This is a genomic window from Amycolatopsis sp. NPDC028719 (genome assembly GCF_055565395.1).
In genome coordinates this window covers 1,253,177-1,276,728 of sequence record NZ_JBVHUL010000001.1, presented here as the reverse complement: position 1 = coordinate 1,276,728, position 23,552 = coordinate 1,253,177, and the positions used below count along the sequence as shown (strand labels likewise).

Here is a 23,552-nt window from a genome sequence, read left to right as displayed (position 1 = left end):
ACGGTGGTCGTCATCGCACGCCGGCCGGCTTCTTCGCGCGATGCCGTTCCAGGATCAGCTGGCTGACGATCAGCGCGAAGAACAGCCCGCCCCAGGAGGAGATCGCCCCGACGCTCTGGCTGTAGGCGAGCTCGCTGCCGCCGAAGGTGGTCGGGATCTGCGGTTCCAGCACGATCATCGCGATCGGCGAGATCACCCGGTTGACGATGATCGAGAAGGTCAGCGTCACGCTGCGGATCATCCACTTGCGGTGGTCGCCGAAGCGGCGCTCGCGCACCGCCCGCCAGCCGGCGATGGTGCACCCGATCCACAGGACCGCGGCGAGCACGTCGCTCACGCGCGTCACCGGGCCGAACGGGCTCTGCGACCCGATCGTCAGGGCCATCAGCGCCGAGGGCAGCACGCCGGCGAAGACGTACGCGCGGCCGGCGTAGCGGTGGACCACCGGGTGGGTCCGCCGCAGCCACGGCCAGATCTGCAGGACGGCGCCGGCCATCGCCACCGAGCCGAAGATGACGTGCCCGACGAGGAACCAGTAGTGCGCCGGAAACCCCTCGGGCTGCGGCACCCGCGACCGAGCCGGGTCGAAGGCGAGGTAGGGCGGCAGCGAGAAGGCGAGGAAGGCGAGCACGACCAAGGCGAGCGGGCCGATCCACGGCCGTCGCCACCAGGCCTTCTTCGCCGTGGTCGTCGTGCTCGGGATGGGCCTGGCCTCGGTCCGGACCGCCATGGTTCCCTCCGTCGTCTCGGGATCTTGCCCGACCGACGTTAGGGGTGCTCAGGGGTGGACAACCATGGTGCCGGCCACCGGCGCGGGGGTGGGGCGTACCCCACCCCCGCCCGGGTGACGTGCCGAAAGCCGTGAATGTCGCATTGAGGGACTCTACGTCCCTCAATGCGACATTCACGGACCTTGGGTCAGCTGCCGCGGACCCGCCGCACCGTGTCGCGGTAGAAGTAGCCGCTCTGCTTGATCGTGCGCTGTTGCGTTTCGTAGTCCACCCGGATCAAGCCGAACCGCTTCGCGTACCCGTACGCCCATTCGAAGTTGTCCAAAAGGGACCAAGCGAAGTACCCGCGCACGTCGGCTCCCGCGTTGCGCGCCGCCGCCACCGCCGCGATGTGCGAGGCCAGGTACGCCGTGCGCTGCTCGTCGCGGACGAAGCCGTCCGAGTCCGGGTCGTCGTCGAACGCCGAGCCGTTCTCCGTGATGTACATCGGCAAGCCCGGGTAGTCCCGCCCCAGCCGGGTCAGCAGCTCGGTGAACTTGTCCGGCAGGATCTCCCAGCCCATCGCCGTCGTCGGCTCGCCGAACGGGACCGTCCGGGACGCCGGGACGCCCTCGTCGTCGACCGCGCGGCCGGTCTCGTCCACGCCCGAGAACTGCTGGCCGAAGTAGTAGTTCACGCCGAGGAAGTCGAGCGGCGTCGAAATCACCGCCAGATCGCCGTCCTGGACCGGCAGCTTGACGCCGCGCGCGGCCAGGTCCTCGACCACGTCGGCCGGGTACTCCCCGCGCACCAGCGGGTCCAGGTAGATCCGGACGCCGAGACCGTCGGCCTGCCGCGCGGCGCGGACGTCTTCGGGGGAGTCCGTCGCCGGGTCGGCCGTGCACATGTTGAGCGTGATGCCGAACTCCGTGTCCGGCGGCGCGGCCTCGCGCATCCGCTGCGTCGCCAGGCCGTGGCCCAGCAGCAGGTGGTGCACCGCGTGCAGCCCGGCCGTGTAGTCACGGCGGCCCGGCGCCATCACGCCGTGGACGTACCCGTGCATCGCCGAGCACCACGGCTCGTTCAACGTGGTCCAGTGGCGCACGCGGTCCTTGAGCCGGTCGAACACCAGCATCGCGTAGTCCGCGAACCGGTACGCCGTGTCGCGCGCCGGCCAGCCGCCCGCGTCCTCCAGCTCCTGCGGCAGGTCCCAGTGGTACAGCGTCAGCCACGGCGCGATCCCGCGGCCGAGCGTCTCGTCGACCAGCCGGTCGTAGAACCCGATGCCCGCCTCGTTGACACCGCCGCGCCCGCGCGGCTGGACCCGGGGCCAGGCAACGGAAAACCGGTAGGTGTCCGCGCCGAGCTCGTTCACCAGCTCGATGTCCGCCGGCATCCGGTGGTAGTGGTCGCACGCCACTTCACCGGTGTCGTTGTTGTCGATCGCCCAGGGCACCTGGCAGAACGTGTCCCAAATGGACGGAGTGCGCCCGTCTTCCGCGATCGCGCCTTCGATCTGGTACGCGGCGGTCGCCACGCCCCAGCGGAAGTCCGGCGGCAGCGTGTCGATCAGCGCCTGCTGTTCGGCGGTCGCGGCAGTGGTCTCGGTCAAGGCGGGTCTCCTCCAGGTGGACCGGATAGGACAGACGGCGTTCAGGGGGCCGCGACGGGGTGCAGGAAGCAGGCCACTTCGCGAGAAGGGTCTCCGCCGGGCAGGCCCAGCACGGGCACCTTCGAGTCGCACGGCTCGAAGGCCTTGGGACACCGCGGGTGGAACGCGCAGCCGGCCGGCATCCCGCGCGTGTCCGGCGGCGAACCCGGGATCCCGGCCAGCTCGCGGCGCGGACCGCGCAAGGCCGGGAACGAGTTCAGCAGGCCGTGGCTGTACGGGTGCAGCGCGTCCCGGTAAAGGTCCGACGCCGGCGCCTGCTCGACGATCCGGCCGCCGTACATGATCGCGATCCGGTCCGAGAACTCCACCAGCAGCGAAAGGTCGTGCGTGATGAACAGGACCGAGAAACCCAGCCGCTCGCGCAGCTCCACGAGCTGGCCGAGGATCTGGCGCTGCATCACGACGTCCAGCGCGGTGGTCGGCTCGTCCATGATGACCACCCGCGGTTCGAGCGCCAGCGCCATCGCGATCATCACGCGCTGGCGCATGCCGCCGGAGAGCTGGTGCGGGTACGCATCCAAGCGGTCGGCCGAAATCCCGACCAGCTTGAGCAGGTCTTTCGCCCGCGCGTAGCGACCGGCCTTCGTCGAGCGCGGCTCGTGCGCCTTGATGACGTCGACGAGCTGCGTGACGACCTTGTGCACCGGGTTCAGCGAGTTCATCGCCCCCTGGAACACGATGGACGTCTCCGCCCACCGGAAGTCGCGCAGCTGCTTGTCCGTCAGCTTCAGGACGTCGTACGGCTCGCCGTCGGCGGGGTGGTAGATGACCTCGCCGCCGCGGATCACACCCGGCGGCGCGAGCAGCCGTGTCAGCCCATAGGCCAAAGTGGACTTACCGCTGCCGCTTTCCCCGGCCAGGCCGAGGACTTCGCCGCGGTGCAGCGTCAGGTGCACGTCCCGGACCGCGCGCACGGTCTCGTCGCCGACGCCGTAGTCGACGTCCAGGCCCTTGATCTCCAGGACCGGGTCCATCATGGCTGTTCCTCCCGCCCGAGCACGGGCGTGAAGCCCACGCGCATGCGATGCGTCCGTCCGTCGGCGCCCTTGACGCGCGCCTTGCCGCTGCCGCGCAGCCGCGGGCTGACGAACTCGTCGATGCCGAAGTTGAGCAGGGACAACGCGGTGCCGAGGATCGCGATCGCCAGCCCGGCCGGCACGAACCACCACCACGCGCCCTGCGCGAGGGCCTGCTGGCTCTGCGCCCAGAACAGGATCGTGCCCCAGTTCCAGTTGGACAGTCCCGAGACACCGACGAACGCGAGCGTGATCTCCGACATCACCGCGAAGATCACCGTGCCGACGAAACTGGACGCGATCACGGCCGTCAGGTTCGGCAGGATCTCGAAGAAGATGATCCGCCACGTCGACTCGCCGGTCGCCCGGGCGGCCTCGACGTATTCCCGGCCGCGCAACGAAAGTGTCTGCGCGCGAAGGACTCGCGCGCCCCACGCCCACGACGTGAAGCCGATGATGACGGCCACCAGGTAGTCGCCGCCGGTGGGCACCGCGCTGCCGATGATGATGATCAGCGGCAGTGCCGGGATCACCAGGAACACGTTGGACAGTGCGGAGAGTCCTTCGCCCGGTGTCCCGCCGAGGTAGCCGGACGTCACGCCGACGAGCACGGCGAGGATCGTCGCCACGATCCCGGCGGTCAGCCCGACGAGCATGACGCTGCGCGTGCCGACGACGACCTGGCTGAAGATGTCCTGGCCGAGGTGGGTGGTGCCGAACCAGTGCCGGCCCGACGGCCCCTCCAGCAGGTCGTTGCTGCGCGCCGACGGGTCGTACGGCGCGATCCACTCGCCGATCACCGCGATCACCACGAAGAACACGAGCACGCTCAGGCCGGTGACCGCCTTGCCGCCGGTGAGGAACCGGAACCGGCGCCGCTTGGCCCGCCCGGCGATCGCGTCGACGGGGAGGGCTTGGGCGGCTTTGACGTCCGCCGCGGGTACGGCCATGTCAGCCCTCCTTCCGGGTGCGCGGGTCGAGCGCGAGGTAGGCGACGTCGGCGAACAGGTTCGCCACCAGCACCGACAGCGTGATGATCAGGAAGATGCCCTGCATCAGCGGGTAGTCCTGCGAACCGACCGCCTGGAACAGCTGGTAACCCACGCCGGGGTAGGAGAAGACGATCTCCACCAGCAGTGTGCCGCCGACGATGAACCCCAGCGCCAGCGCGAAGCCGGACACGCTGGGCAGCAACGCGTTGCGCGCGGCGTACCCGACCATCACCCGGCGCTCCGGCAGGCCCTTGGCGTGCGCGACGGTGACGTAGTCCTCCGACGCGACGGTGACCATCATGTTGCGCATGCCCAGGATCCAGCTGCCCATCGAGCTGATCAGGATGGTCAGCGCGGGCAGCAGGCTGTGCTGGATCGCGCTGCCGATGAACCCGCCGTCCCAGCCGGGCACCACGCCCGGGTCGTACCCGCCGGACGACGGGAAGAAGCTGCCCGGACCGGCCAGCAGCGCCAGCGCGATCAGGCCGAGCCAGAAGTACGGGATCGAGGAGAGGAACGTCGTCACCGGCAGCAGGCCGTCGACCCACGAGCCGCGCTTCCAGCCGGCCACCACGCCGAGCCCGGTACCGAGCGCGAAGCCGACCACCGTGGTGATGCCGACCAGGATGATCGTCCACGGCAGGCTGTCGCCGATCAGCTCAGAGACCGGCGACGGGAAGAACGTGAACGAGATCCCGAGGTCCCCGCGGAAGAGCTGGCCCCAGTAGTCGAAGTACTGGGAGATCAGGCTTTCGTTCTTGTCCAGCCCGAAGAGGGTGTACAGCGACTCCATCGCTTCCGCGCTGATCATGCCCTGGTTCTTGGCGATCAGCGACTGCACCGGGTCGCCCGGGATCATCCGCGGGATGAAGAAGTTGATGGTGACGGCGGCCCACGCGGTGAAGACGTAGAAGGCCAGCCGTTGCAGCAGGAACCTCATCGGGCGGCTCCGTCGTACAGCCAGCACGCGGCCCAGTGGCCGGGCGCGTCGTCGACCTCGAACCGCGGCGGCAGGTCGGTCTTGCACCGCGCAAGAGCGACCGGGCAGCGAGGGTGGAACCGGCAGCCCGGCGGCGGGTCGATCAGGCTCGGCGGCTCGCCGGCCCCGCGCTCGGCCGGCACCGCGCCGGGGTCGAGCTCGTCGCTCCCGCCGGCCAGCCGGTCAGGGTCGGGCGCGGAGTCGATGAGCAGGCGCGTGTACGGGTGCGCCGGGTTCTGCGTGATGGTCTCGCTGTCGCCGCCCTCGACCATCCGGCCCGCGTACATCACCATCGTCTCGTCGGCGAAGTAGCGCGCCGACGCGATGTCGTGCGTGATGTACAGGATCGCCAGGTGCAGGCGTTCCTTGAGGTCCCGCAGCAGGTTCAGCACGCCGAGCCGGATCGAGACGTCCAACATGGACACCGGCTCGTCGGCCAGCAGCGCCTCCGGGTCGGCGCCCAGCGCCCGCGCGATCGCGACGCGCTGGCGCTGCCCGCCGGACAGCTCGTGCGGGAACTTGTCGATGTACCGCTCCGGCGGCGTCATCTGCACGCGGGAAAGCAGGTCGTGCAACGACTTCTCGAGGTCGTCGCCCGCCCGGCCGTGGATCTTGAGCGCCCGCGTCAGGTGGTAGCGCACGGTGTGCACGGGGTTCAGCGACGCGAACGGGTCCTGGAAGATCATCTGGACCCGGCGGGCGTAGGCCCGGAACGTCCGGCCGCGGTGGATGTGCACGGTCTCGCCGTGCAGCCGGATGTCCCCGCCGGTGCGCGGGTAGAGCCCCGCGAGCAGGCGGGCGACCGTCGACTTGCCCGAACCGGACTCGCCGACCAGCGCGGTGACCCGGCCCCGCCGCAGCACCAGGGTCACGTCGTCGACGGCCTGGACGGCGCGGCGCGGGCCGGTCAGCGCGGCCCGGCCCTTGCGCCGGACGGGGAAGTGCTTGGTCAGCCCCTCGGCCTCCAGGACCACCTCGCTCGAGGTGGGGAGGCCCCCCTCCGACCCGACGGCGACGGGGTCGGAGGGGGCGGGGGCGGCCGCGTCACCGCGGCCGTCCCCGTGTTCAGTCGTCACCACGGAGTCCGCCATAGGTCAGGCCGCGGGCTTCAGGTGCAGGACGATGTCGAGCGCGTTGCGCAGCGTGGGCTGCGCCGGGGCGTACGGGTTGGCGTCGTCCGGCCAGCCGACCCAGTTCTTCGTGCTGTACTCGCCGCCGGAGTTCGCCGCCGAGGTCGGGATCATCGGCTGCTGCTCGATCATGATCTTCTGCAGCGTCGCCATGGCGGCGGTGCGGGAGGCGTCGTCCTCGGCGTTGGCGTAGGTCGCGAGGGCTTGGGTCGCCTCGTCGTTCTTGTAGCGGCCGTAGTTGCCGTTGATGCCACCCTGGCCGGTCGGCTTGTAGCGGGTGCCGTCCATGACGTCGCGGTACATGTCGTACGGCGTCGCACCGTCGTTGGTCCAGTGCATCAGGCCTTCGAAGTCACCGGTGTCGACCGACTTGATCCACGCGTCCTGGTTCATCTTCTCGACCGTCGCGGTGATGCCGATCTGCGACAGGTTGTCCTTGATGATCTCCAGGTCGGTGATGTAGTCCGACCAGCCCGACGGCACGGTGAGCTTGATCGTGACCGGCTTGCCGCTCGGGTCGGCCAGCTTGTCACCGGTGAACTTGTAGCCCGCGCCGGTCAGCAGCGCCTTGGCGCCCGGCACGTCGACCTTGACCGTCTGGCCCTTGTACTGCGGCGCGATGAACGGGTCGCCCGCCGGCGTCGGGATGCCGGTGACCTGGTCGTTCTTCGGGTAGAAGTAGCCGGCTTCACCCTGGTTGAAGATGTCGTCGCGGTTGATCACCTTGTTGATCGCTTGGCGCAGCTTCGGGTCGTTCCAGGGGGCCTTCTCGGTGTTGAACCACAGGCCGTGGACGGCCAGCTGCGCGGGGAACCACAGCTTGTAGTGCTGCGGGTCCTTGTTCGTGTAGACGGCCTTGTAGTTCGGGATGAAGACGAAGCTCCACTCCGACGCGCCGCTGACCAGCGCCGCGACCTGCGCGTTGTTGTCGGTGTAGGAGGTGTAGCGGATCTCCTTGACCTTCGGCGCTTCCTGCCAGTAGCCGGTTTCGCGCCGGACGACGATCATCGTCTGCGGCGTGGCCGACTTGAGCGTGTACGGGCCGGTGCCGATCGGGTTCTTCACCGTGTCGAGCGCCGGGTCCTTGACGGACTGCCAGGCGTGCTTCGGGACGACCAGCGTCTGCAGGATCTTGAGCTGGTTGACGAACTGGGAGCCTTCGAAGCCCAGGGTGACCTGGTTGCCGGCCGCGGTGATGTCCTTGTACGGCACGGCGTCGACGTTCAGCGCCTTGTTGTCGCGCAGCAGCTGGAACGTGTAGGCGACGTCCTCGGCGGTCATCGGCTGGTCGTCGGAGAACTTGACGCCGTCACGGACGGTCAGGACGAGCTTCTTGTAGTTGTCCGACCAGTCCCACTTCGTCGCCAGCCACGGCTTGCCGGGCTCCTGCGGCTTGACGCGGTTGAGCATGACCAGGGGCTCGTAGATCATCCACCGGTAGCCCATGTTGGACAGGGCGGACGTCTCGAGGAACGGGTTGTTGTTCTCCGACTGCGGGCCGTCCGGCTTGCCGACGTTGAGCACGGCGTTCGGGTTGCTCTGACCTGCGTCGGAGCTTCCGCTCCCGCACGCGGTCAGGCCACCCAAGGCCATCACTGCCACTAGCGCTGCGACGATGGAGCGCTTGACTCGCATCGGTTCCTCCTGGTCATCGACGACGTGCCTGATGTCGACTGGTTGCGAGCCCCGACCGCCGGCGACCGAACGACGCCCAGAAGTCAACCCGGGTGACTCGGGTCACGTCAATAACACGGCGGTAACGTTTTGTGCCTAAGTTTAAGTAATAAAAGAACTGGCGGTCTGGACCTATTGAGGACGCTACTCCTTGCGACGCAAGGGTTTCAGCCGGTCCGGCCGCCCGTGGCGAGCAGTTCCGCGATGGGCAGGGTGGCCGCGCCGAGCGCGACCGCCTCCGGCCCGAGCCGGCCGAGGACGACCTCGGTGCGCCCGGCCAGGTAGTCGAGCGCGTGCCGGCCGACCGCGTCGCGCACCGCGGGCAGGATCGCCGGTCCCATGATCGCTCCCGCGGAGCCGGACAGCACCACCCGGTCCGGGCTGAGCAGGTTGACCAGGTTCGCGATGCCGATCCCGAGGTACTCGGCGGCCTCGGCGAGCACGTCGGCGGCCGGCCCCGCGACGGCCGCCTCGGCGACGATGCGAGCCAGCTCAGCGTCGCTTTCGTCCCCGATGACCGGTTCTTTGCCGACGCGCTCGGCGTAGCGGCGGACGACCGCCTCGGTGCCGACGTAGGCCTCCAGGCAGCCGTGCGAGCCGCACCGGCAGGCCGCGCCGGCCGCCTTGACGACGGTGTGGCCCCACTCGCTGGTCGTGATGTCCGGGTGCGAGCGCCCGGCCGTCGCGACGGCGGCCCCGACCCCGACGCCGAGCAGGGCGACGATGGCGCGTTCGGCGCCCCGGCCGGCACCGCGCCAGGTCTCGACCTGACCGAGCGTGCGGGCGCGGTTGTCGAGGTGGACCGGCATGGCCTGAGCGGCCCGCGACCCGGCGCCGGCCGGGAACAGCGCTTCGACGTGCGGGCGGATCAGGTCGGCGAAGGCCACGCCGCGCCAGCCGAGGGTGGGCGCGTGCACGATCCCGCCGTCGCGGACCGCGCCGGGCACGCCGATGCCGACGCCGAACACCGCGTCCGGTTCGCCGCCTTCGAGCACTTCCGCGATGCCGGTGCGCACCAGACCGGCGACTTCGTCCGGGTCCAGCCGGGTGCCGACCAGCGGGTGGCGCACCGTCCCGAGTGTCCCGAGCGCGCAGTCGAACAGGCCGACTTCGACGTGCGTCTCGCTGACATCGACGCCCACGACGTGCCCGAAGTCCGGCCGCACGGCCAGCAGCGTCCGGGGCCGGCCGCCGTCGGATTCGACCGATCCGGCCTCCGCGACGACGCCGTCCGCGATGAGCTCGGAGACCACGTTCGTAACGGTGGCGGCCGAAAGTCCCGATTCAGCTACTAGTTCCAGCCTGCTGACGGGGCCGCGGAGGTAGAGGGAGGACAGCAGCGCCGCGCGGTTGTGCCGCCGGAGGTCACGGGTCGTCTGGCGTACCACCTGGGTCACCTGGGGGATTGTGCCAGAGACTGTCCGTGCGACCATCGGTTCGGGACTTAGTTCACCACTTAATACATAGCCACAACTTACGGTGATCAGGCATTCTGTCGGTGAGCCGGTAAGAGTTCAGATGGGTTGCCCATGGCGAGCAAGCGCACCACCGTCCGTGACCTGCGGAGGCACAACCGTTCCCTCCTGCTGTCGAAACTGTACTTCGACGGCCCGCTGTCGCGGCACGAACTCAGCCAGCTCACCGGATTGAGCGCGGCCACGGTCAGCAACGTGACCGCCGAACTGGGCGAAGAACGGCTCATCACCGAAGCGGGCCAGGTCGAGTCGGACGGCGGCCGGCCACGCGTGCTGCTGCGGGTCGACCCGGCGTACGGGCACGTCGTGGGCGTCGACATCGGCGAGACCGGCGTCAAGGTCGAGCTGTTCGACCTGGCGATGAACCGCCTCGCGACGGTCGAGCACCCGCTGCCGAAGGCCCCGGACCCGGCGACGGCGGTCGAGCAGGTGACGTCCGGGCTGCGGGAGGTGTTCGCGAGCGCGGGCATCGACGACTCGGCGGTGCTGGGCGTCGGCATCGGCGTGCCGGGCACGGTCGAGCAGGGGTCGCGGGTGCTGGTGCACGCGCCGACGGTCGGCTGGGACGCGGTACCGCTGGTTTCGCTCCTGCGGGAGGCCGGCGTGGGGCTGCCGTTGTTCGTGGACAACGGCGCGAAGACGCAGGGTCAGGCGGAGATGTGGTTCGGCGCCGGCCGCGGCGCGCGCCACGCGGTGATCGCGCTGATCGGCTCGGGCGTGGGCGCGGCGGTGGTGACGGACGGGACGACGTACCGCGGGTCGACGAGCAGCGCGGGCGAGTGGGGCCACACGACGATCGCGTACGGCGGCAACGACTGCCGCTGCGGCGCCCGCGGGTGCCTGGAGGCGTACATCGGCGCGGGCGGAGTGCTGGCCCGGTACCGGCGGGTGCGCGGCAAGGAGGTCCCGGGCGAGGACGAGCAGGCCCAGTTCGCGGCCCTGCTGGAGGCGGCGCCGAAGTCCAAGACGGCGGCGCGGGTCCTCGACGAAACGGCCGGTTACCTCGGCGCGGGGATCGCGAACCTGATCAACCTGTTCAACCCGGAGCGCATAGTGATCGGCGGGTGGGCCGGGTTGGCGTTGGGCGAGCTCCTGCTGCCCCGAATCCGCGAGGCGGCGGGCGAGCACGCACTGCGGCACCCGTTCAGCCAGACATCGATCCAGCTGGGATCCCTGGGCCTGGACGCGGTGGCCACGGGGGCGGCAACGCTACCGGTGGCGGACCTGCTGGACCAGGGAGCGACATCGAGGATCGTGAAGCCGGGAGCCCCGGACTCCGACGCGGCCTGAGCCGGTTCACAGCGCACCGCAGACCGATCAAGCTGTTCGCACGAGCCCGGCCGACGCGACAGCTTTCACCACACGGCCACAGGCGACAGGCAAGCGACCTCGAGAACAGGCACCGACGAGGACCCAGACCCCCGCGCACCCCGATCCGAAGCCAGAACACGGCCGGCAGCGCCGGGTCAAGGCATCTTTCCCGCCTTGACGCGGTGTTGCCGGCCGTAGTCACAATGAGGGCTTCGGGGTGCCGGAAGGTTCGCCGCGCCAGCATCGAGGCGCCGAAAGGCTGGCCGCGCGAGCATCGGAGCGCCGGAAGGCTGGCCGCGCGCGCATCGAGGCGCCGAAAGGCTGGCCGCGCGAGCATCGGAGTGCCGGAAGGCTGGCCACACCAGCATCGAGGGTGCCGGAAGGCTCGCCGCGCCAGCATCGGGCTGCCAGAAGGCCCGCCGCACCAGCATCGGGCTGCCGGCAGCTCATTCGTCCCCAACTGGCCGCCCCGCGCAGAGCCCACCCTCCCCGGGGGTCCATCCCCGCTCCAGCGTATCGACCCCACCCGACAAACCCGGCCCGATCCCGCACCGGCACCCGACCTGTCCACAACCCGCCAACCCTGTGGACAAGGCCCATGCCCCACTGATCGGGAACCCGCCCAACGCCCCAGCCTCGTCCCCCACCCACCCTTAATTCGGGTTGAAAAAAAATGACCGTCCGACGGTTGCCCGGCTTGTCTGGACCATGCATACTTTGTTGCCAAGCGCAACAAAGGTCTGAACCACCTCGCGGCCCATCCCCCGCCCCGGGCCGTGAAGCCCGGTCGCGCCTGCCGCCGCCCCGGCATGCGAGGCCACCTCCCCTCCCGCGTTTCGTGCTGCGCGCGGAACGCCGGTCCCCCTGGTGAGAGAGGCGACAACGATGTCCACCTCGTTCCGCAAAACCCGCAAGACGCGCAAGTTGCGAAGAGCAGCAGCCCTCTTCGCTGCCGCCTCCCTGCTGTTCGTCGGTCAGCAAGCGCTGAGCGCACCCGCCGCCGAAGCCGCGGCCACCTTCACCGACGACTTCAACGGCCCCGCCGGCGCCGCCGTCGACGGGTCGAAGTGGCAGCTCGAAACCGGCGACAACGTCAACAACCACGAGCGGCAGTACTACACGTCGGGCACCAACAACGCCCAGCTCGACGGCCAGGGCCACCTCGTCATCACCGCCAAGAAGGAAAACCCCGGCAACTACAACTGCTGGTACGGCCGCTGCGAGTACACCTCCGCGCGGCTGAACACCGCCGGCAAGTTCAGCCAGGCCTACGGCCACTTCGAGACGCGCATGAAACTCCCGCGCGGGCAGGGCATGTGGCCGGCGTTCTGGATGCTCGGCGGCGGCAACTGGCCCACCGACGGCGAAATCGACATCATGGAGAACGTCGGGTTCGAGCCCAACACCGTGCACGGCACCATCCACGGCCCCGGCTATTCCGGCTCCGGCGGCATCGGCGCGGGTTACAGCGGCCCCAACTTCTCCGACGACTTCCACACCTACGCCATCGACTGGGCGCCCAACCAGATCAAGTGGTACGTCGACGGGAACCTCTACCAGACCCGCACGCCGTCCGACCTGAACGGCAACCGCTGGGTCTACGACCACGGCTTCTTCCTCATCATGAACCTCGCCGTCGGCGGGTACTGGCCGGGCGACCCCAACAGCAGCACGCAGTTCCCGCAGCAGCTGGTCGTCGACTACGTCCACGTCACCAACGACACCGGCGGCGGCACCCCGAGCGGGCGCACCGGGCGGATCACCGGCATCGGCGGCAAGTGCGTCGACGTCGCGGGCGCGAACTCCGCCAACGGCACGCCGACCCAGATCACCGACTGCAACGGCAACGCCGCGCAGAACTGGACCATCGGCACCGACGGCACGATCCGCGCGCTGGGCAAGTGCATGGACGTCAACGCCGCCGGAACCGCCGACGGGACACCGGTGCAGCTCTACGACTGCAACGGAACCGGCGCCCAGCAATGGGTCGTGACCGGGGCGAAGGACATCGTGAACCCCAACGCGAACAAGTGCCTCGACGCCACCGGCAACAGCTCCGCGAACGGCACCCGCCTGCAGATCTGGACCTGCGGCGGCGGCGCCAACCAGAAGTGGACCACTCCCTGATCCACCACCTCGGGTAGGCGGGCCCCGCCCGGCCCGCCTGCCCGGCACTATTTCCTTCCCCCACAAGGAGAATCACAGTGCGACGTTTCCTCGTCGCGCTAATGGGGTGTGCCCTGTTAGCGCTTTCCTTCCTCACCACCGGCTCCGCTCAAGCCGCCGTCGAGGCCGGGCCGTCCGCGAGCCAGCTGCTCGCGAAGACGACGTCCTGCCAGCAGATCTCGAACGGCAAGTACTCCTTCGACGAAGGCGGCGCGGCGACCGTGCCCGTCTGCCAGGCCAACGGCGCGGTGTTCTTCACCGCCGACATGGACATCGACTGCGACGGCGTCCGCACGTCGCAGTGCAACGAGCAGACCGACTGCTGCTTCTACCCGGACACGGCGTTCCACACCTCGACCGACCAGCCCCTGAACGCGGCGCAGCTGCCCTACATCGTGCTGCCGCAGCCGACGTCCACTTGGGACTACCGCAACTACGGCATCGACGGCGGTTCCGTCGTGGCGGTGGTCTACAACAACCAGGTCACCTACGCCGTGGTCGGCGACACCGGCCCGACGAGCATCATCGGTGAGGCGTCCTACGCCACCGCCGTGAACCTCGGCATCAACCCGGATCCGTCGAACGGCGGCACCGAGGGCCCGGTGACGTACATCGTGTTCCCGAACACGCACGTCGACCCGATCGAGAACCACGCCACCGCCACCAGCCTCGGTGAGCAGGTCGCCACGCAGTTCGCCGGCGGCACCACCACGCCGCCCGCCGGGAACCCGGGGCAGATCACCGGCATCGGTGGCAAGTGCGTCGACGTCAACGCGGCGAGCAACGCCAACGGCACCGCGGTCCAGCTGTACGACTGCAACGGCTCGAACGCTCAGAAGTGGACGGTCGGCACCGACGGCACGGTCCGCGCGCTCGGCAAGTGCCTCGACGTCACCAGCGCCGGCACCGCGAACGGCACCCCGACCCAGCTTTGGGACTGCAATGGGTCGAACGCGCAGAAGTGGTCGGCCAACGGCTCGCGGAACCTCGTGAACGCCGGCTCCGGCAAGTGCCTCGACGCGACCGGCAACTCGAGTGCGAACGGCACCCGGCTCCAGATCTGGACCTGCGGGACCGGTGCGAACCAGAAGTGGACCCTGCCATGAGAAAACGCTCTCTGCTCTCCCTGCTCGGGGTGACCGCGCTCGCCGCCGCCACCTTCGCCGTGCCCGCGCAGGCCGCGGGCGAGACCGTCAACGTCTGGCTCACCACCACCGACGACGCCAAGGGCGTCAACGTCACCCGCGGCCTGCAGCAGCAGACGCCGATCAGCTTCACCGCGGGCACCGGGACCGGCGGCCAGACCATCAACGTCAACGAAAACACGACCTACCAGCAGTTCGAGGGCGCGGGCGCGTCGTTCACCGACTCCGCCGCGTGGCTGCTCAACTCGAGCAACCTGCTCAGCGCCACCACCCGCAACCAGGTCATGCAGAAGCTGTTCGACCCCAACGCGGGCATCGGCATCAGCTTCCTCCGCAACCCGATCGGCGCGTCGGACATCGCGCGTTACAGCTACACGTTCGACGACGTGCCCGCCGGGCAGACCGACCCGAACCTGACGAAGTTCTCCATCGCGCACGACCAGACCGACGTCCTGCCGCTGACCAAGCAGGCGCTGCAGCTCAACCCGCAGATCAAGGTCATGGCGTCGCCGTGGAGCGCGCCGCCGTGGATGAAGGACAACGACAGCTACCTGCTCGGCTGGGTCGAGTCGCAGTTCTACCCGGCCTACGCGCAGTACTTCGTCAAGTACGTCCAGGCCTACCAGGCCGCCGGCGTGCCGATCAACTACCTGTCGGTCCAGAACGAGCCGACGTGCTGCGCGAGCTACCCGTCGACCAACTGGAACGGCGCGGGGCTGGCGTACTTCACCAAGACCAACCTCCTGCCCGCACTGCAGAACGCCGGCCTGTCCACCAAGGTCCTCGCGCTCGACTGGAACTGGGACCAGTACCAGTCCTTCGCCGCGCCCACAATGGACGATGCCGCGATCCGCAGCCACCCGAACTTCGGTGGCATGGCGTGGCACGGCTACGGCGGCGACGTCTCGCAGCAGACGACCGTGCACAACCAGTACCCGAGCGTGAACGCGTACTCGACCGAGCACTCGGGCGGCACCTGGGTGTCGAACCAGCAGGCCGAGGACATGACGAACATCGTCGACTACACGCGCAACTGGAGCCGCACGGTCACCAAGTGGAGCCTGGCGATGGACCAGGCGCACAACCCGCACAACGGTGGCTGTGACACGTGCACCGGCCTGGTGACCGTCCACAATGGCGACGGCCGCAACGGCCAGGTCGACTACACGGTCGAGTACTACACGATGGGTCACCTGACGAAGTTCGTGAAGCCGGGCGCGTACCGGATCGACTCGAACGACAACTCGACCGTGCGCAACGTCGCCTGGAAGAACCCGGACGGCTCGAAGGCGCTCATCGCGTACAACACCAGCACCGGCAACCAGAGCGTGCGGGTCAACTGGGGCAACTCCTCGTTCACCTACACCCTGCCCGGCCACACGTCGGCGACGTTCACCTGGGCCGGCAACCAGGGCAGCGGGGGCAGCACCGGCAAGACCGGCCCGATCACCGGGCTCGGCGGCAAGTGCCTGGACGTCGCGAACGGCAGCAGCGCGAACGGCGCGGCCGTGCAGCTCTACGACTGCAACGGCTCGGGTGCGCAGCAGTGGACGGTCGGCACCGACGGCACGATCCGCGCGCTGGGCAAGTGCCTCGACGTGACCGGACAGTCCACAGCGGACGGTGCCCAGCTGCAGCTGTGGGACTGCGGCGGGACGGCGAACCAGAGGTGGGCGGCGACGGCGGCCCGGGACATCGTCGGGGCGGCGTCGAACAAGTGCCTGGACGCGACTGGCAATTCGAGTGCGAACGGCACCCGGCTGCAGATCTGGACGTGCACCGGCGCGGCCAACCAGAAGTGGAGTGTGCCCGCATGAGGAACCGAGTATTGGCGGCGGTGGGCGGCCTGATCGCGGCGTCCGCCGTGGTCCTCCTCCCCGGCGCCGCGCAGGCGGCGACCGGGCCGATCACCGGCATCGCCGGGAAGTGCGTCGACGTCAACGCGGCCGGCAGCGCCAACGGGACGGCGATCCAGCTGTACGACTGCAACGGCTCGAACGCTCAACAGTGGACGGTCGGCTCCGACGGATCCCTGCAGGCGCTGGGCAAGTGCCTCGACGTGACCAGCGCGGGCACGGCGAACGGCACGACGATCCAGCTCTGGGACTGCAACGGCTCCACCGCCCAGAAGTGGACGGCCAACGCGGCCAAGAACCTGGTCAACACCGGGTCGGGCAAGTGCCTCGACGCCACCGGCAACTCCAGCGCGAACGGGACGCGGCTGCAGATCTGGACGTGCGCGAGCACGGCCAACCAGCAGTGGACGCTTCCCTCCGGCGGCACGACCCCGCCGCCGACCGGCCCGGGCGTGATGGCCGTCGCGCCGTACCTCTACAACGGCTGGGGCAACCCGCCGAGCCCGCAGACGATCCAGAACGCCACCGGCGTCAAGTGGTTCACGCTGGCGTTCGTCCTGTCCAACGGCTACTGCAACCCGATGTGGGACGGCGGGCGCGCGCTGACCGGCGGCGTCGACCAGAACACGATCAACGCGGTGCGCGCGGGCGGCGGCGACGTCATCCCGTCGTTCGGCGGTTACTCCGGCAACAAGCTGGAGTCGTCGTGCGGCAGCGCGGGTGAGCTGGCCGCGGGCTACCAGAAGGTGATCAACGCCTACGGCCTCAAGGCGATCGACATCGACATCGAGGCCGACGCATACAGCAACCCGACGGTGCAGCAGCGCACGGTCGACGCGCTGAAGACGGTTCGGGCGAACAACCCGGGGATCAAGCTGTACGTCACCTTCGGCACCGGGCAGTCGGGGCCGGACAACAGCCTGGTCAACCGGGCGGCGCAGTCGGGTCTGACGGTCGACGGCTGGGTCATCATGCCGTTCGACTTCGGCGGCGCCGGCCAGAACATGGGCACGCTCACGCAGCGCGCGGCCGAGGGCCTCAAGAACGTCGTCAAGTCGGCTTACGGCTACGACGACGACACGGCCTACCGGCACATGGGCATCTCGTCGATGAACGGCATCACCGACAACAGCGAGACGGTCACCCTGGCCGACTTCAGCGCCATCCTGGCCTACGCGAACCAGCACCACCTGGCCCGGTTGACGTTCTGGTCGGCCAACCGCGACCGCCCCTGCCCGGGCGCGTACCCGAACGACGACACGTGTTCGGGTGTTTCCCAGCAGGCGTGGGACTTCACGAGGATCTTCGCCCGCTACGCCGGCTGACCCCGGCCCCCGCAAGTCCGTGAATGTCGCCTTGAGGGACTCTAAGTCCCTCGATGCGACATTCACGGCTTTACGGGCTTGGGCTGCCGGACCGTGACACTGGGGGAGGCCCCGGCCCGGCAGCGGTGTGGTTCCGCCGGCCGCTGGGGGTCTCCGGCGGCGAAACCGCTCAGAGGTTATCGACCCGGAACCGGTTTTGGTGCCTCCGGATGGCGAAGATGCCCGATCGGGCACCCTAGACTGGCCGCCGTGTCCGAATCGACGGTGGACGACCTCCTGGCCGAGCTGGCCGCGCTCGAAGATCCCAAGGTCCGCGCCGTGAACGAGAAACACGGCGACGACCACGGCGTGAACCTGACCAAGCTGCGCGCGGTCGCGAAGCGGCTGAAGACGCAGCAGGACCTCGCCCGCGAACTGTGGGCCACCGACAAGACGGCGGCGAGGCTCCTCGCGACGCTGATCTGCCGCCCGAAGGCGTTCGAGCGCGACGAGCTGGACGCGATGCTGCGGAGCGCGCGCACCCCCAAGGTGCACGACTGGCTCGTCAACTACGTCGTGAAGAAGAGCCCGCACGCCGACGAACTACGGCGAAGCTGGTTCGCCGACCCGGACCCGGTGGTCGCGAGCGCCGGCTGGGCGTTGACTACCGAACGCGTCGCGAAGCAGCCCGAGGGCCTCGACGACCTGCTCGACGTCATCGAGAAGGAGATGAAGGACGCGCCGGACCGCCTCCAGTGGGCGATGAACCACTGCCTGGCGCAAATCGGGATCGAATCCGTCGAACACCGCGCCCGCGCCATCGAAATCGGCGAACGCCTCGAGGTGCTCAAGGACTACCCGACGCCGCCGGGCTGCACGTCGCCGTTCGCGCCGGTCTGGATCACCGAGGTCGTGCGCCGCAAGAAGTAGTCAGTCGGCCGCGACGGCCGCCCGGGCCGCGTCGGCGCGGTCGGCGTACGCCTCGACCAGCTGTTCCTCGGCGTCCTCGAGGTACTTCATCAGCAGCTGCTCCGCGCCCGGCCCGTCGCCGGCCTCGATGCGGTCCAGGATCTCGTGGTTGCGCGGCAGGTAGCGCTCGTGGAAGCGGCGCGGCTCGGCCATGATGTGGAAGACCAGCCGCAGCTCGGCGGTCAGCCTGCCGACCAGCTCGTTGACGCGCTCGCTGCCGGACAGCGCGGCCAGTTCCTGGTGGAACCACACGTTCGCGGTGCCGAGGTCCTTCCAGTTGCCGGTGCGCGCGGCCTCGTCGCCGATGTCGACCTTCTCCTTGATCCGCGCGAACGTGGCGGGCTTCGCCGTCACCCCGCGGACCGCCGCGCACTCGATGATCTTGCGGACGCGGTAGATGTCGACGACGTCCTCGATGCTCGGGATGCGGACGAAGACCCCGCGGTTGAGCTCGTGGGCCAGCAGCCGTTCGTGCGTGAGCAGCCGGAACGCCTCGCGCAGCGTGTTGCGGGAGACGCCGAGCGCGTTGCCGATGTCCTGCTCCGACAGCCGGCCGCCGGGAAGGAAGAAGCCCTCGGCGATGCGCTTGCGCAGGACGCCGGCCACCCGCTCGGCCGTGCTCTTGCGGCTGACCAGGCCGCGGTCGGCCTCCAGGCCCGGGACGTCACTGTCTTCGATGACCACCTCGTCGATGGTACCCGTCACATCGAGGACGATCCAATTGCCGTCTTGTGGAATTGTTCAACAATCCCTACTGTGTGAGGCACGCCACGATGAGACACTGGCCAGGAGGTACCCATGACTGCGACTACTGCTACCGAAGCCCGGCCGTTCGACTGGTTCCGCACGCTCGGCAAACGCGGGCGGCGGGCCTTCGTGGGCGCGTTCGGCGGCTACGGCCTGGACTCGTTCGACTACCAGACCCTGCCGCTCGGCCTGGCCGCGATCACCGCGTACTTCGGCATTTCGAGCGGTGAAGCCGGCCTGCTCGGCACGACGACGCTGGTCGTGTCGGCGATCGGCGGCGTCGGCGCCGGCATGCTGGCCGACCGGATCGGCCGCGTCCGCACCCTCCAGATCACCATCGCGATGTACACGATCTTCACCGTGCTCTGCGGGTTCGCGCCGAACTTCGAGACGCTGCTGGTCTTCCGCGCCCTGCAGGGCCTGGGCTTCGGCGGCGAGTGGGCGGCCGGCGCCGCGCTGGTCGCGGAGTACTCCTCGGCCCGCTACCGCGGCCGGACCGTGGCGTTCGTGCAGAGCGCGTGGGCGGTCGGCTGGGGCCTCTCGGTGATCGTCTACACCGTGGTGTTCAGCGTCGCGAGCGACGACGTGGCCTGGCGCATCATGTTCTGGACCGGTGTCATCCCCGCGCTGCTGGTGCTGTGGGTCCGCAAAAGCGTCAAGGACGCGCCGCGCGCCGAGGAACGCCTGAAGGCCGAACGCCCGAAGGGCACGCTCCTCAAGATCTTCAAGCCCGACCTGCTGCGCACGACGTTCTTCGCCGCGCTGCTCGCCACCGGCGTCCAGGGCGGGTACTACACGATCTCGACGTGGCTGCCGTCCTACCTGAAGAAGACGCGCGAGCTGACCGTGATCGGCACCGGTGGGTACCTCGCGTTCCTCATCACCGGTGCCTTCGTCGGCTACGTCTGCGGCGGCTACCTCACGGACCTGATGGGGCGCAAGAAAACCTTCCTGACGTTCGCGATCCTGTCGGCCGGGCTGATCGTCGCGTACACGCAGATCCCCAAGGGCGCCAACGGGCTCGTACTCGTGCTGGGCTTCCCGCTCGGCTTCTCGATGTCCGCGATCTTCAGCGGCTTCGGCGCGTACCTGGCCGAGCTGTACCCGACGTCGCTGCGCGGGACGGGACAGGGCTTCACGTACAACTTCGGCCGCGCGGTCGGCGCCATCTTCCCGACCGTCGTGGGCTTCCTGGGCGCGGGCGGCGCGATCGTGTTCGGCGCGCTGGGGTACGGCATCGCCGTGCTGGCCCTGCTCGGGCTGCCGGAAACCCGGGGTATCGAACTCGTCGACTGAGGGGCTTCTCATGACGACCTTTGACGAACCGGCCACGTTCACTCCCGCGCAAGCGCGCGAAGTGTTCCGCCGCGGCACCGCCCGCCCCACCACGGGCTGGGCCGACGGCTTCACCCAGACCAACCTGATCGCCGTGCCCGAGGACTGGGCCTACGACGTCCTGCTGTTCTGCACCCGCAACCCGCAGCCGTGCCCGGTGCTCGACGTCACCGACCCCGGTGACCCGGCCACCCGGCTCGCCGAGGGCGCGGACCTGCGCACCGACCTACCGCGTTACCGGATCTGGCAGAACGGCGTGCTGGCCGGCGAGGTGTCCGACGCGACCGGCCTGTGGCGCAGCGACATGGTCGCCTTCTCGATCGGCTGCAGCTTCACGTTCGAGACGGCGCTCGCCGCCGAGGGCGTCCCGCTGCGGCACGTCGACCAGGGCCGCAACGTCGCGATGTACGTGACGAACCGGCAGTGCGAACCCGCCGGACGGCTCTTCGGGCCGATGGTCGTGTCGATGCGGCAGATCCCGGAAGACCGCGTCGACGACGCCATCCGGATCACCCGCGCGATGCCGGCCGTGCACGGCGCGCCCGTGCACGTCGGCGATCCGCGGGCGCTCGGGATCGAGGACCTCGCGCGGCCGGACTTCGGGGATCCCGTCGACGCGGAGCCGGGTGACGTCCCGGTGTTCTGGGCCTGCGGGGTCACCCCGCAGGCGGCGCTGATGGCGTCGCGGCCCCCGTTCGCGATCACCCACGCGCCCGGGTACATGTTCATCACCGACCGACACGACAGCGAATACCGGGTGGACTGAAATGGACCTGAACAGCGATCTCGGCGAGGGCTTCGGCGCCTGGAAGATGGGCGACGACGAGGCCATGCTCGACATCGTGACCAGCGCGAACGTCGCGTGCGGCTTCCACGCCGGCGACCCGTCGGTGATGCGGCGGGTCTGCGAGCTGGCGGCCGGACGCGGCGTCGCGATCGGGGCGCACGTCGGCTACCACGACCTGGCCGGGTTCGGCCGGCGCGCGCTCGACATCGCGCCGGACGACCTGGCGGACGAGGTGCTCTACCAGATCGGCGCGCTGGACGCGTTCGCCCGCGCGGCGGGCAGCCGCGTGACGTACGTGAAGCCGCACGGCGCGCTGTACAACACCGCGGCGGTGGACGTCGAGCAGGCCGCGGCGATCGTCGAGGGCCTGCGCCGGTACGACCCCGCGCTCGCGCTGCTCTGCCTGCCGGACTCGGAAATGCAGCGGCAGGCGGAAAAAGCGGGCGTGGTGGCGTACGCGGAGGCGTTCGCCGACCGGGCGTACACCCCCGAGGGCAAGCTCGTGTCGCGCAAGAAGGCGGGCGCGGTCCTGCACGACGCGGCCGCGGTGGCCGAGCGGGCGGTCGGCATGGCGACCGGCGGCGGTGTCGTGACGGCGGACGGCGACCGGCTCGACCTGCGCCCGGATTCCCTGTGCGTGCACGGGGACACGCCGGGCGCGGTGGAGCTGGCCCGCCGGATCCGCGACGGCCTGGCCGCCGCGGACGTCACGCTCGCCGCGTTCACCGGATGACCGTCCGGCTGCTGCCGTGCGGGCGGCGCGCGGTGCTGGTGGAGCTGGACGACGTGCTCGGCTTCCAGGCGGCCGTGACGTCGTCGGACCTGCCGGGGGTCGAGGAGCTGGTCCCGGCGGCGCGGACACTGCTCGTCCGCTTCGACCCGGCGGTGACGGACGCCGACCGACTGGGCGCGCTGTTGCGTGAGGTGTCCCCTGTGGACACTGCGGTGTCCCCTTCGGCCGAGGTGGTGATCCCGGTGCGGTACGACGGCGAGGACCTGGCCGACGTCGCCGCCGAGGCGGGCTTGAGCGTCTCCGAGGTGATCTCCCGGCACAGCGAGGGTTCCTACGTCTCGGCGTTCTGCGGTTTCGCACCGGGGTTCGCGTACCTGTCCGGTCTGGACCCGGCGCTGCACGTCTCGCGCCGGTCGACGCCCCGGACGCGCATCCCGGCGGGTTCGGTGGCGATCGCCGGGGAGTACAGCGCGGTGTACCCGAGCGCGTCGCCCGGCGGCTGGCGGCTGCTCGGCCGGACGGACGTGCCGGTGTGGGACGTCGACCGCGATCCGCCGAACCTCCTGCCACCGGGCACGCGAGTGCGGTTCGAGGCGGTGACGAGGTGAAGCTCGAAGTCGTGCGGCCGGGGTTCGCGACGACGGTGCAGGACCTCGGCCGGCCCGGGCACGCGGCGCTCGGCGTCGGCCGGTCCGGCGCCGCGGATCGCGGGTCGTACCGGCTGGCCAACCGGCTCGTCGGCAATCCTCCCGGCGCCGCGGTCCTGGAAGTGACGCTCGGCGGGCTGGTGCTGCGCGCGTCGGCCGTCACGACGGTGGCGGTGACCGGCGCGCTGTGCCCGGTGTCGCCGGGTGGCATGAACGCGCCGATGACGTTGTGGCCCGGAGACGAACTCGTGCTGGGCACGGCTTCCGCCGGTTTGCGCTGTTACGTGGCGGTGCGCGGCGGGATCGACGTGGCCCCGGTGCTCGGCTCGAGGTCCACCGACACGCTCGGCAAGCTGGGGCCGCCGCCGCTCGCGGCCGGAATGCTGCTGCCGGTGGGCACCCCCGGCGCTTTCCCGGCGGCCGACCTGGCCCCGCGCGCGGCCTTGCCGGCGGCACCGGTCCTGCGCGTCACGCCGGGACCGCGTCGCGACTGGTTCGCTTCGCCGGACCAGCTGCTGTCCACTGTGTACACGGTCTCGCCGGACTCGGACCGCGTCGGCATCCGGCTGACCGGACCCGCCCTCGAGCGGCTCCGCCACGACGAGCTGCCGTCCGAGGCGTGCGTGCCCGGGTCGGTGCAGGTGCCGCCCTCGGGCCGGCCGATCCTGTTCCACGCGGACTCCCCGACGACCGGCGGCTACCCGGTGATCGCGGTCGTCGAGGAGGACGACCTCGATGTGGCGGCCCAGCTGCGGCCGGGTCAGGCAGTGAGCTTCCGCCCCGCGTCGGGGGGGGGGGGGGGGGGGGGGGGGGCAACCGACGACCCCCAACAAGGAGGGAGGAAAGGAAACCGAGAAGGGGGGGTGGGGTCTCCAGTGGGGGTGAGGGGGAGGGGGGGTGTGCC

General features: G+C 69.9%; 19 protein-coding genes and 1 pseudogene. 11 read left to right on the top strand and 9 right to left on the bottom strand.

Annotated features, from left to right (window positions below; all coding sequences use genetic code 11):
- Window positions 1-10 precede the first annotated feature (10 nt).
- The 8 genes from ACZ4TR_RS06350 to ACZ4TR_RS06315 form a co-directional block, all read right to left on the bottom strand.
- Window positions 11-730 (bottom strand): DUF2306 domain-containing protein, encoded by a 720-nt coding sequence (locus ACZ4TR_RS06350; RefSeq protein ID WP_465286012.1) that lies wholly within the window; start codon window positions 728-730, stop codon window positions 11-13.
- Window positions 731-918: 188 nt separating this feature from the next.
- Window positions 919-2,322: a GH1 family beta-glucosidase gene (locus ACZ4TR_RS06345; RefSeq protein ID WP_465286011.1), complete on the bottom strand. Its 1,404-nt coding sequence runs from the start codon at window positions 2,320-2,322 to the stop codon at window positions 919-921.
- Window positions 2,323-2,363: 41 nt separating this feature from the next.
- Window positions 2,364-3,359 (bottom strand): ABC transporter ATP-binding protein, encoded by a 996-nt coding sequence (locus tag ACZ4TR_RS06340; protein ID WP_465286010.1) that lies wholly within the window; start codon window positions 3,357-3,359, stop codon window positions 2,364-2,366.
- Entirely contained in the window at window positions 3,356-4,348 is a 993-nt protein-coding gene (locus tag ACZ4TR_RS06335; RefSeq protein ID WP_329054887.1) for an ABC transporter permease, read from the bottom strand. Before ACZ4TR_RS06335 ends, ACZ4TR_RS06340 begins: the two co-directional genes overlap by 4 nt.
- Before the next feature lies 1 nt (window position 4,349).
- On the bottom strand, window positions 4,350-5,330 hold the full coding sequence (locus tag ACZ4TR_RS06330; protein ID WP_364525310.1) for an ABC transporter permease: 981 nt from the start codon (window positions 5,328-5,330) through the stop codon (window positions 4,350-4,352).
- Window positions 5,327-6,343, bottom strand: a complete 1,017-nt coding sequence (locus ACZ4TR_RS06325; RefSeq protein WP_465286306.1) for an ABC transporter ATP-binding protein — start codon at window positions 6,341-6,343, stop codon at window positions 5,327-5,329. The genes ACZ4TR_RS06330 and ACZ4TR_RS06325 overlap by 4 nt, the downstream gene beginning before the upstream one ends.
- A 120-nt stretch (window positions 6,344-6,463) precedes the next feature.
- Window positions 6,464-8,134: an ABC transporter substrate-binding protein gene (locus ACZ4TR_RS06320; RefSeq protein ID WP_465286009.1), complete on the bottom strand. Its 1,671-nt coding sequence runs from the start codon at window positions 8,132-8,134 to the stop codon at window positions 6,464-6,466.
- 206 nt (window positions 8,135-8,340) lie between these two features.
- Window positions 8,341-9,570, bottom strand: a complete 1,230-nt coding sequence (locus ACZ4TR_RS06315) for an ROK family transcriptional regulator (RefSeq protein ID WP_465286008.1) — start codon at window positions 9,568-9,570, stop codon at window positions 8,341-8,343.
- Between the two features lie 132 nt (window positions 9,571-9,702).
- Here ACZ4TR_RS06315 and ACZ4TR_RS06310 point away from each other — a divergent pair, with 132 nt between their 5' ends.
- The 6 genes from ACZ4TR_RS06310 (at window position 9,703) to ACZ4TR_RS06285 (ending at window position 18,360) form a co-directional block, all read left to right on the top strand.
- On the top strand, window positions 9,703-10,938 hold the full coding sequence (locus ACZ4TR_RS06310; RefSeq protein ID WP_465286007.1) for an ROK family transcriptional regulator: 1,236 nt from the start codon (window positions 9,703-9,705) through the stop codon (window positions 10,936-10,938).
- Window positions 10,939-11,844: 906 nt separating this feature from the next.
- Complete coding sequence (locus ACZ4TR_RS06305; RefSeq protein WP_465286006.1) at window positions 11,845-13,086, top strand: family 16 glycosylhydrolase; 1,242 nt, start codon at window positions 11,845-11,847, stop codon at window positions 13,084-13,086.
- A gap of 77 nt (window positions 13,087-13,163) precedes the next feature.
- The gene (locus tag ACZ4TR_RS06300; RefSeq protein WP_465286005.1) at window positions 13,164-14,231 is read left to right on the top strand and encodes an RICIN domain-containing protein; all 1,068 of its coding nucleotides are present in this window, start codon (window positions 13,164-13,166) and stop codon (window positions 14,229-14,231) included.
- A complete protein-coding gene (locus ACZ4TR_RS06295) occupies window positions 14,228-16,087 on the top strand; it encodes a ricin-type beta-trefoil lectin domain protein (protein WP_465286004.1) in 1,860 nt (619 codons plus the stop codon). Before ACZ4TR_RS06300 ends, ACZ4TR_RS06295 begins: the two co-directional genes overlap by 4 nt.
- Entirely contained in the window at window positions 16,084-17,451 is a 1,368-nt protein-coding gene (locus ACZ4TR_RS06290; RefSeq protein ID WP_465286003.1) for a ricin-type beta-trefoil lectin domain protein, read from the top strand. Before ACZ4TR_RS06295 ends, ACZ4TR_RS06290 begins: the two co-directional genes overlap by 4 nt.
- Before the next feature lie 249 nt (window positions 17,452-17,700).
- The gene (locus tag ACZ4TR_RS06285) at window positions 17,701-18,360 is read left to right on the top strand and encodes a DNA alkylation repair protein (protein ID WP_465286002.1); all 660 of its coding nucleotides are present in this window, start codon (window positions 17,701-17,703) and stop codon (window positions 18,358-18,360) included.
- On the opposite strand, the gene ACZ4TR_RS06280 is transcribed toward ACZ4TR_RS06285, so the two are convergent.
- Window positions 18,361-19,083 (bottom strand): GntR family transcriptional regulator, encoded by a 723-nt coding sequence (locus ACZ4TR_RS06280; protein ID WP_364525326.1) that lies wholly within the window; start codon window positions 19,081-19,083, stop codon window positions 18,361-18,363.
- 114 nt (window positions 19,084-19,197) lie between these two features.
- Here ACZ4TR_RS06280 and ACZ4TR_RS06275 point away from each other — a divergent pair, with 114 nt between their 5' ends.
- The 5 genes and pseudogenes from ACZ4TR_RS06275 to ACZ4TR_RS06255 all read left to right on the top strand — a co-directional run.
- A complete protein-coding gene (locus tag ACZ4TR_RS06275) occupies window positions 19,198-20,442 on the top strand; it encodes an MFS transporter (RefSeq protein WP_465286001.1) in 1,245 nt (414 codons plus the stop codon).
- 10 nt (window positions 20,443-20,452) lie between these two features.
- The gene (locus tag ACZ4TR_RS06270; protein ID WP_465286000.1) at window positions 20,453-21,247 is read left to right on the top strand and encodes a putative hydro-lyase; all 795 of its coding nucleotides are present in this window, start codon (window positions 20,453-20,455) and stop codon (window positions 21,245-21,247) included.
- A gap of 1 nt (window position 21,248) precedes the next feature.
- The gene (locus ACZ4TR_RS06265) at window positions 21,249-22,001 is read left to right on the top strand and encodes a LamB/YcsF family protein (protein ID WP_465285999.1); all 753 of its coding nucleotides are present in this window, start codon (window positions 21,249-21,251) and stop codon (window positions 21,999-22,001) included.
- Complete coding sequence (locus ACZ4TR_RS06260; protein ID WP_465285998.1) at window positions 21,998-22,609, top strand: 5-oxoprolinase subunit B family protein; 612 nt, start codon at window positions 21,998-22,000, stop codon at window positions 22,607-22,609. The genes ACZ4TR_RS06265 and ACZ4TR_RS06260 overlap by 4 nt, the downstream gene beginning before the upstream one ends.
- Window positions 22,606-23,433, top strand: a pseudogene (locus ACZ4TR_RS06255) (5-oxoprolinase subunit C family protein); the annotation flags it as partial. The gene ACZ4TR_RS06260 and the pseudogene ACZ4TR_RS06255, both read left to right, overlap by 4 nt.
- Window positions 23,434-23,552 lie beyond the last annotated feature (119 nt).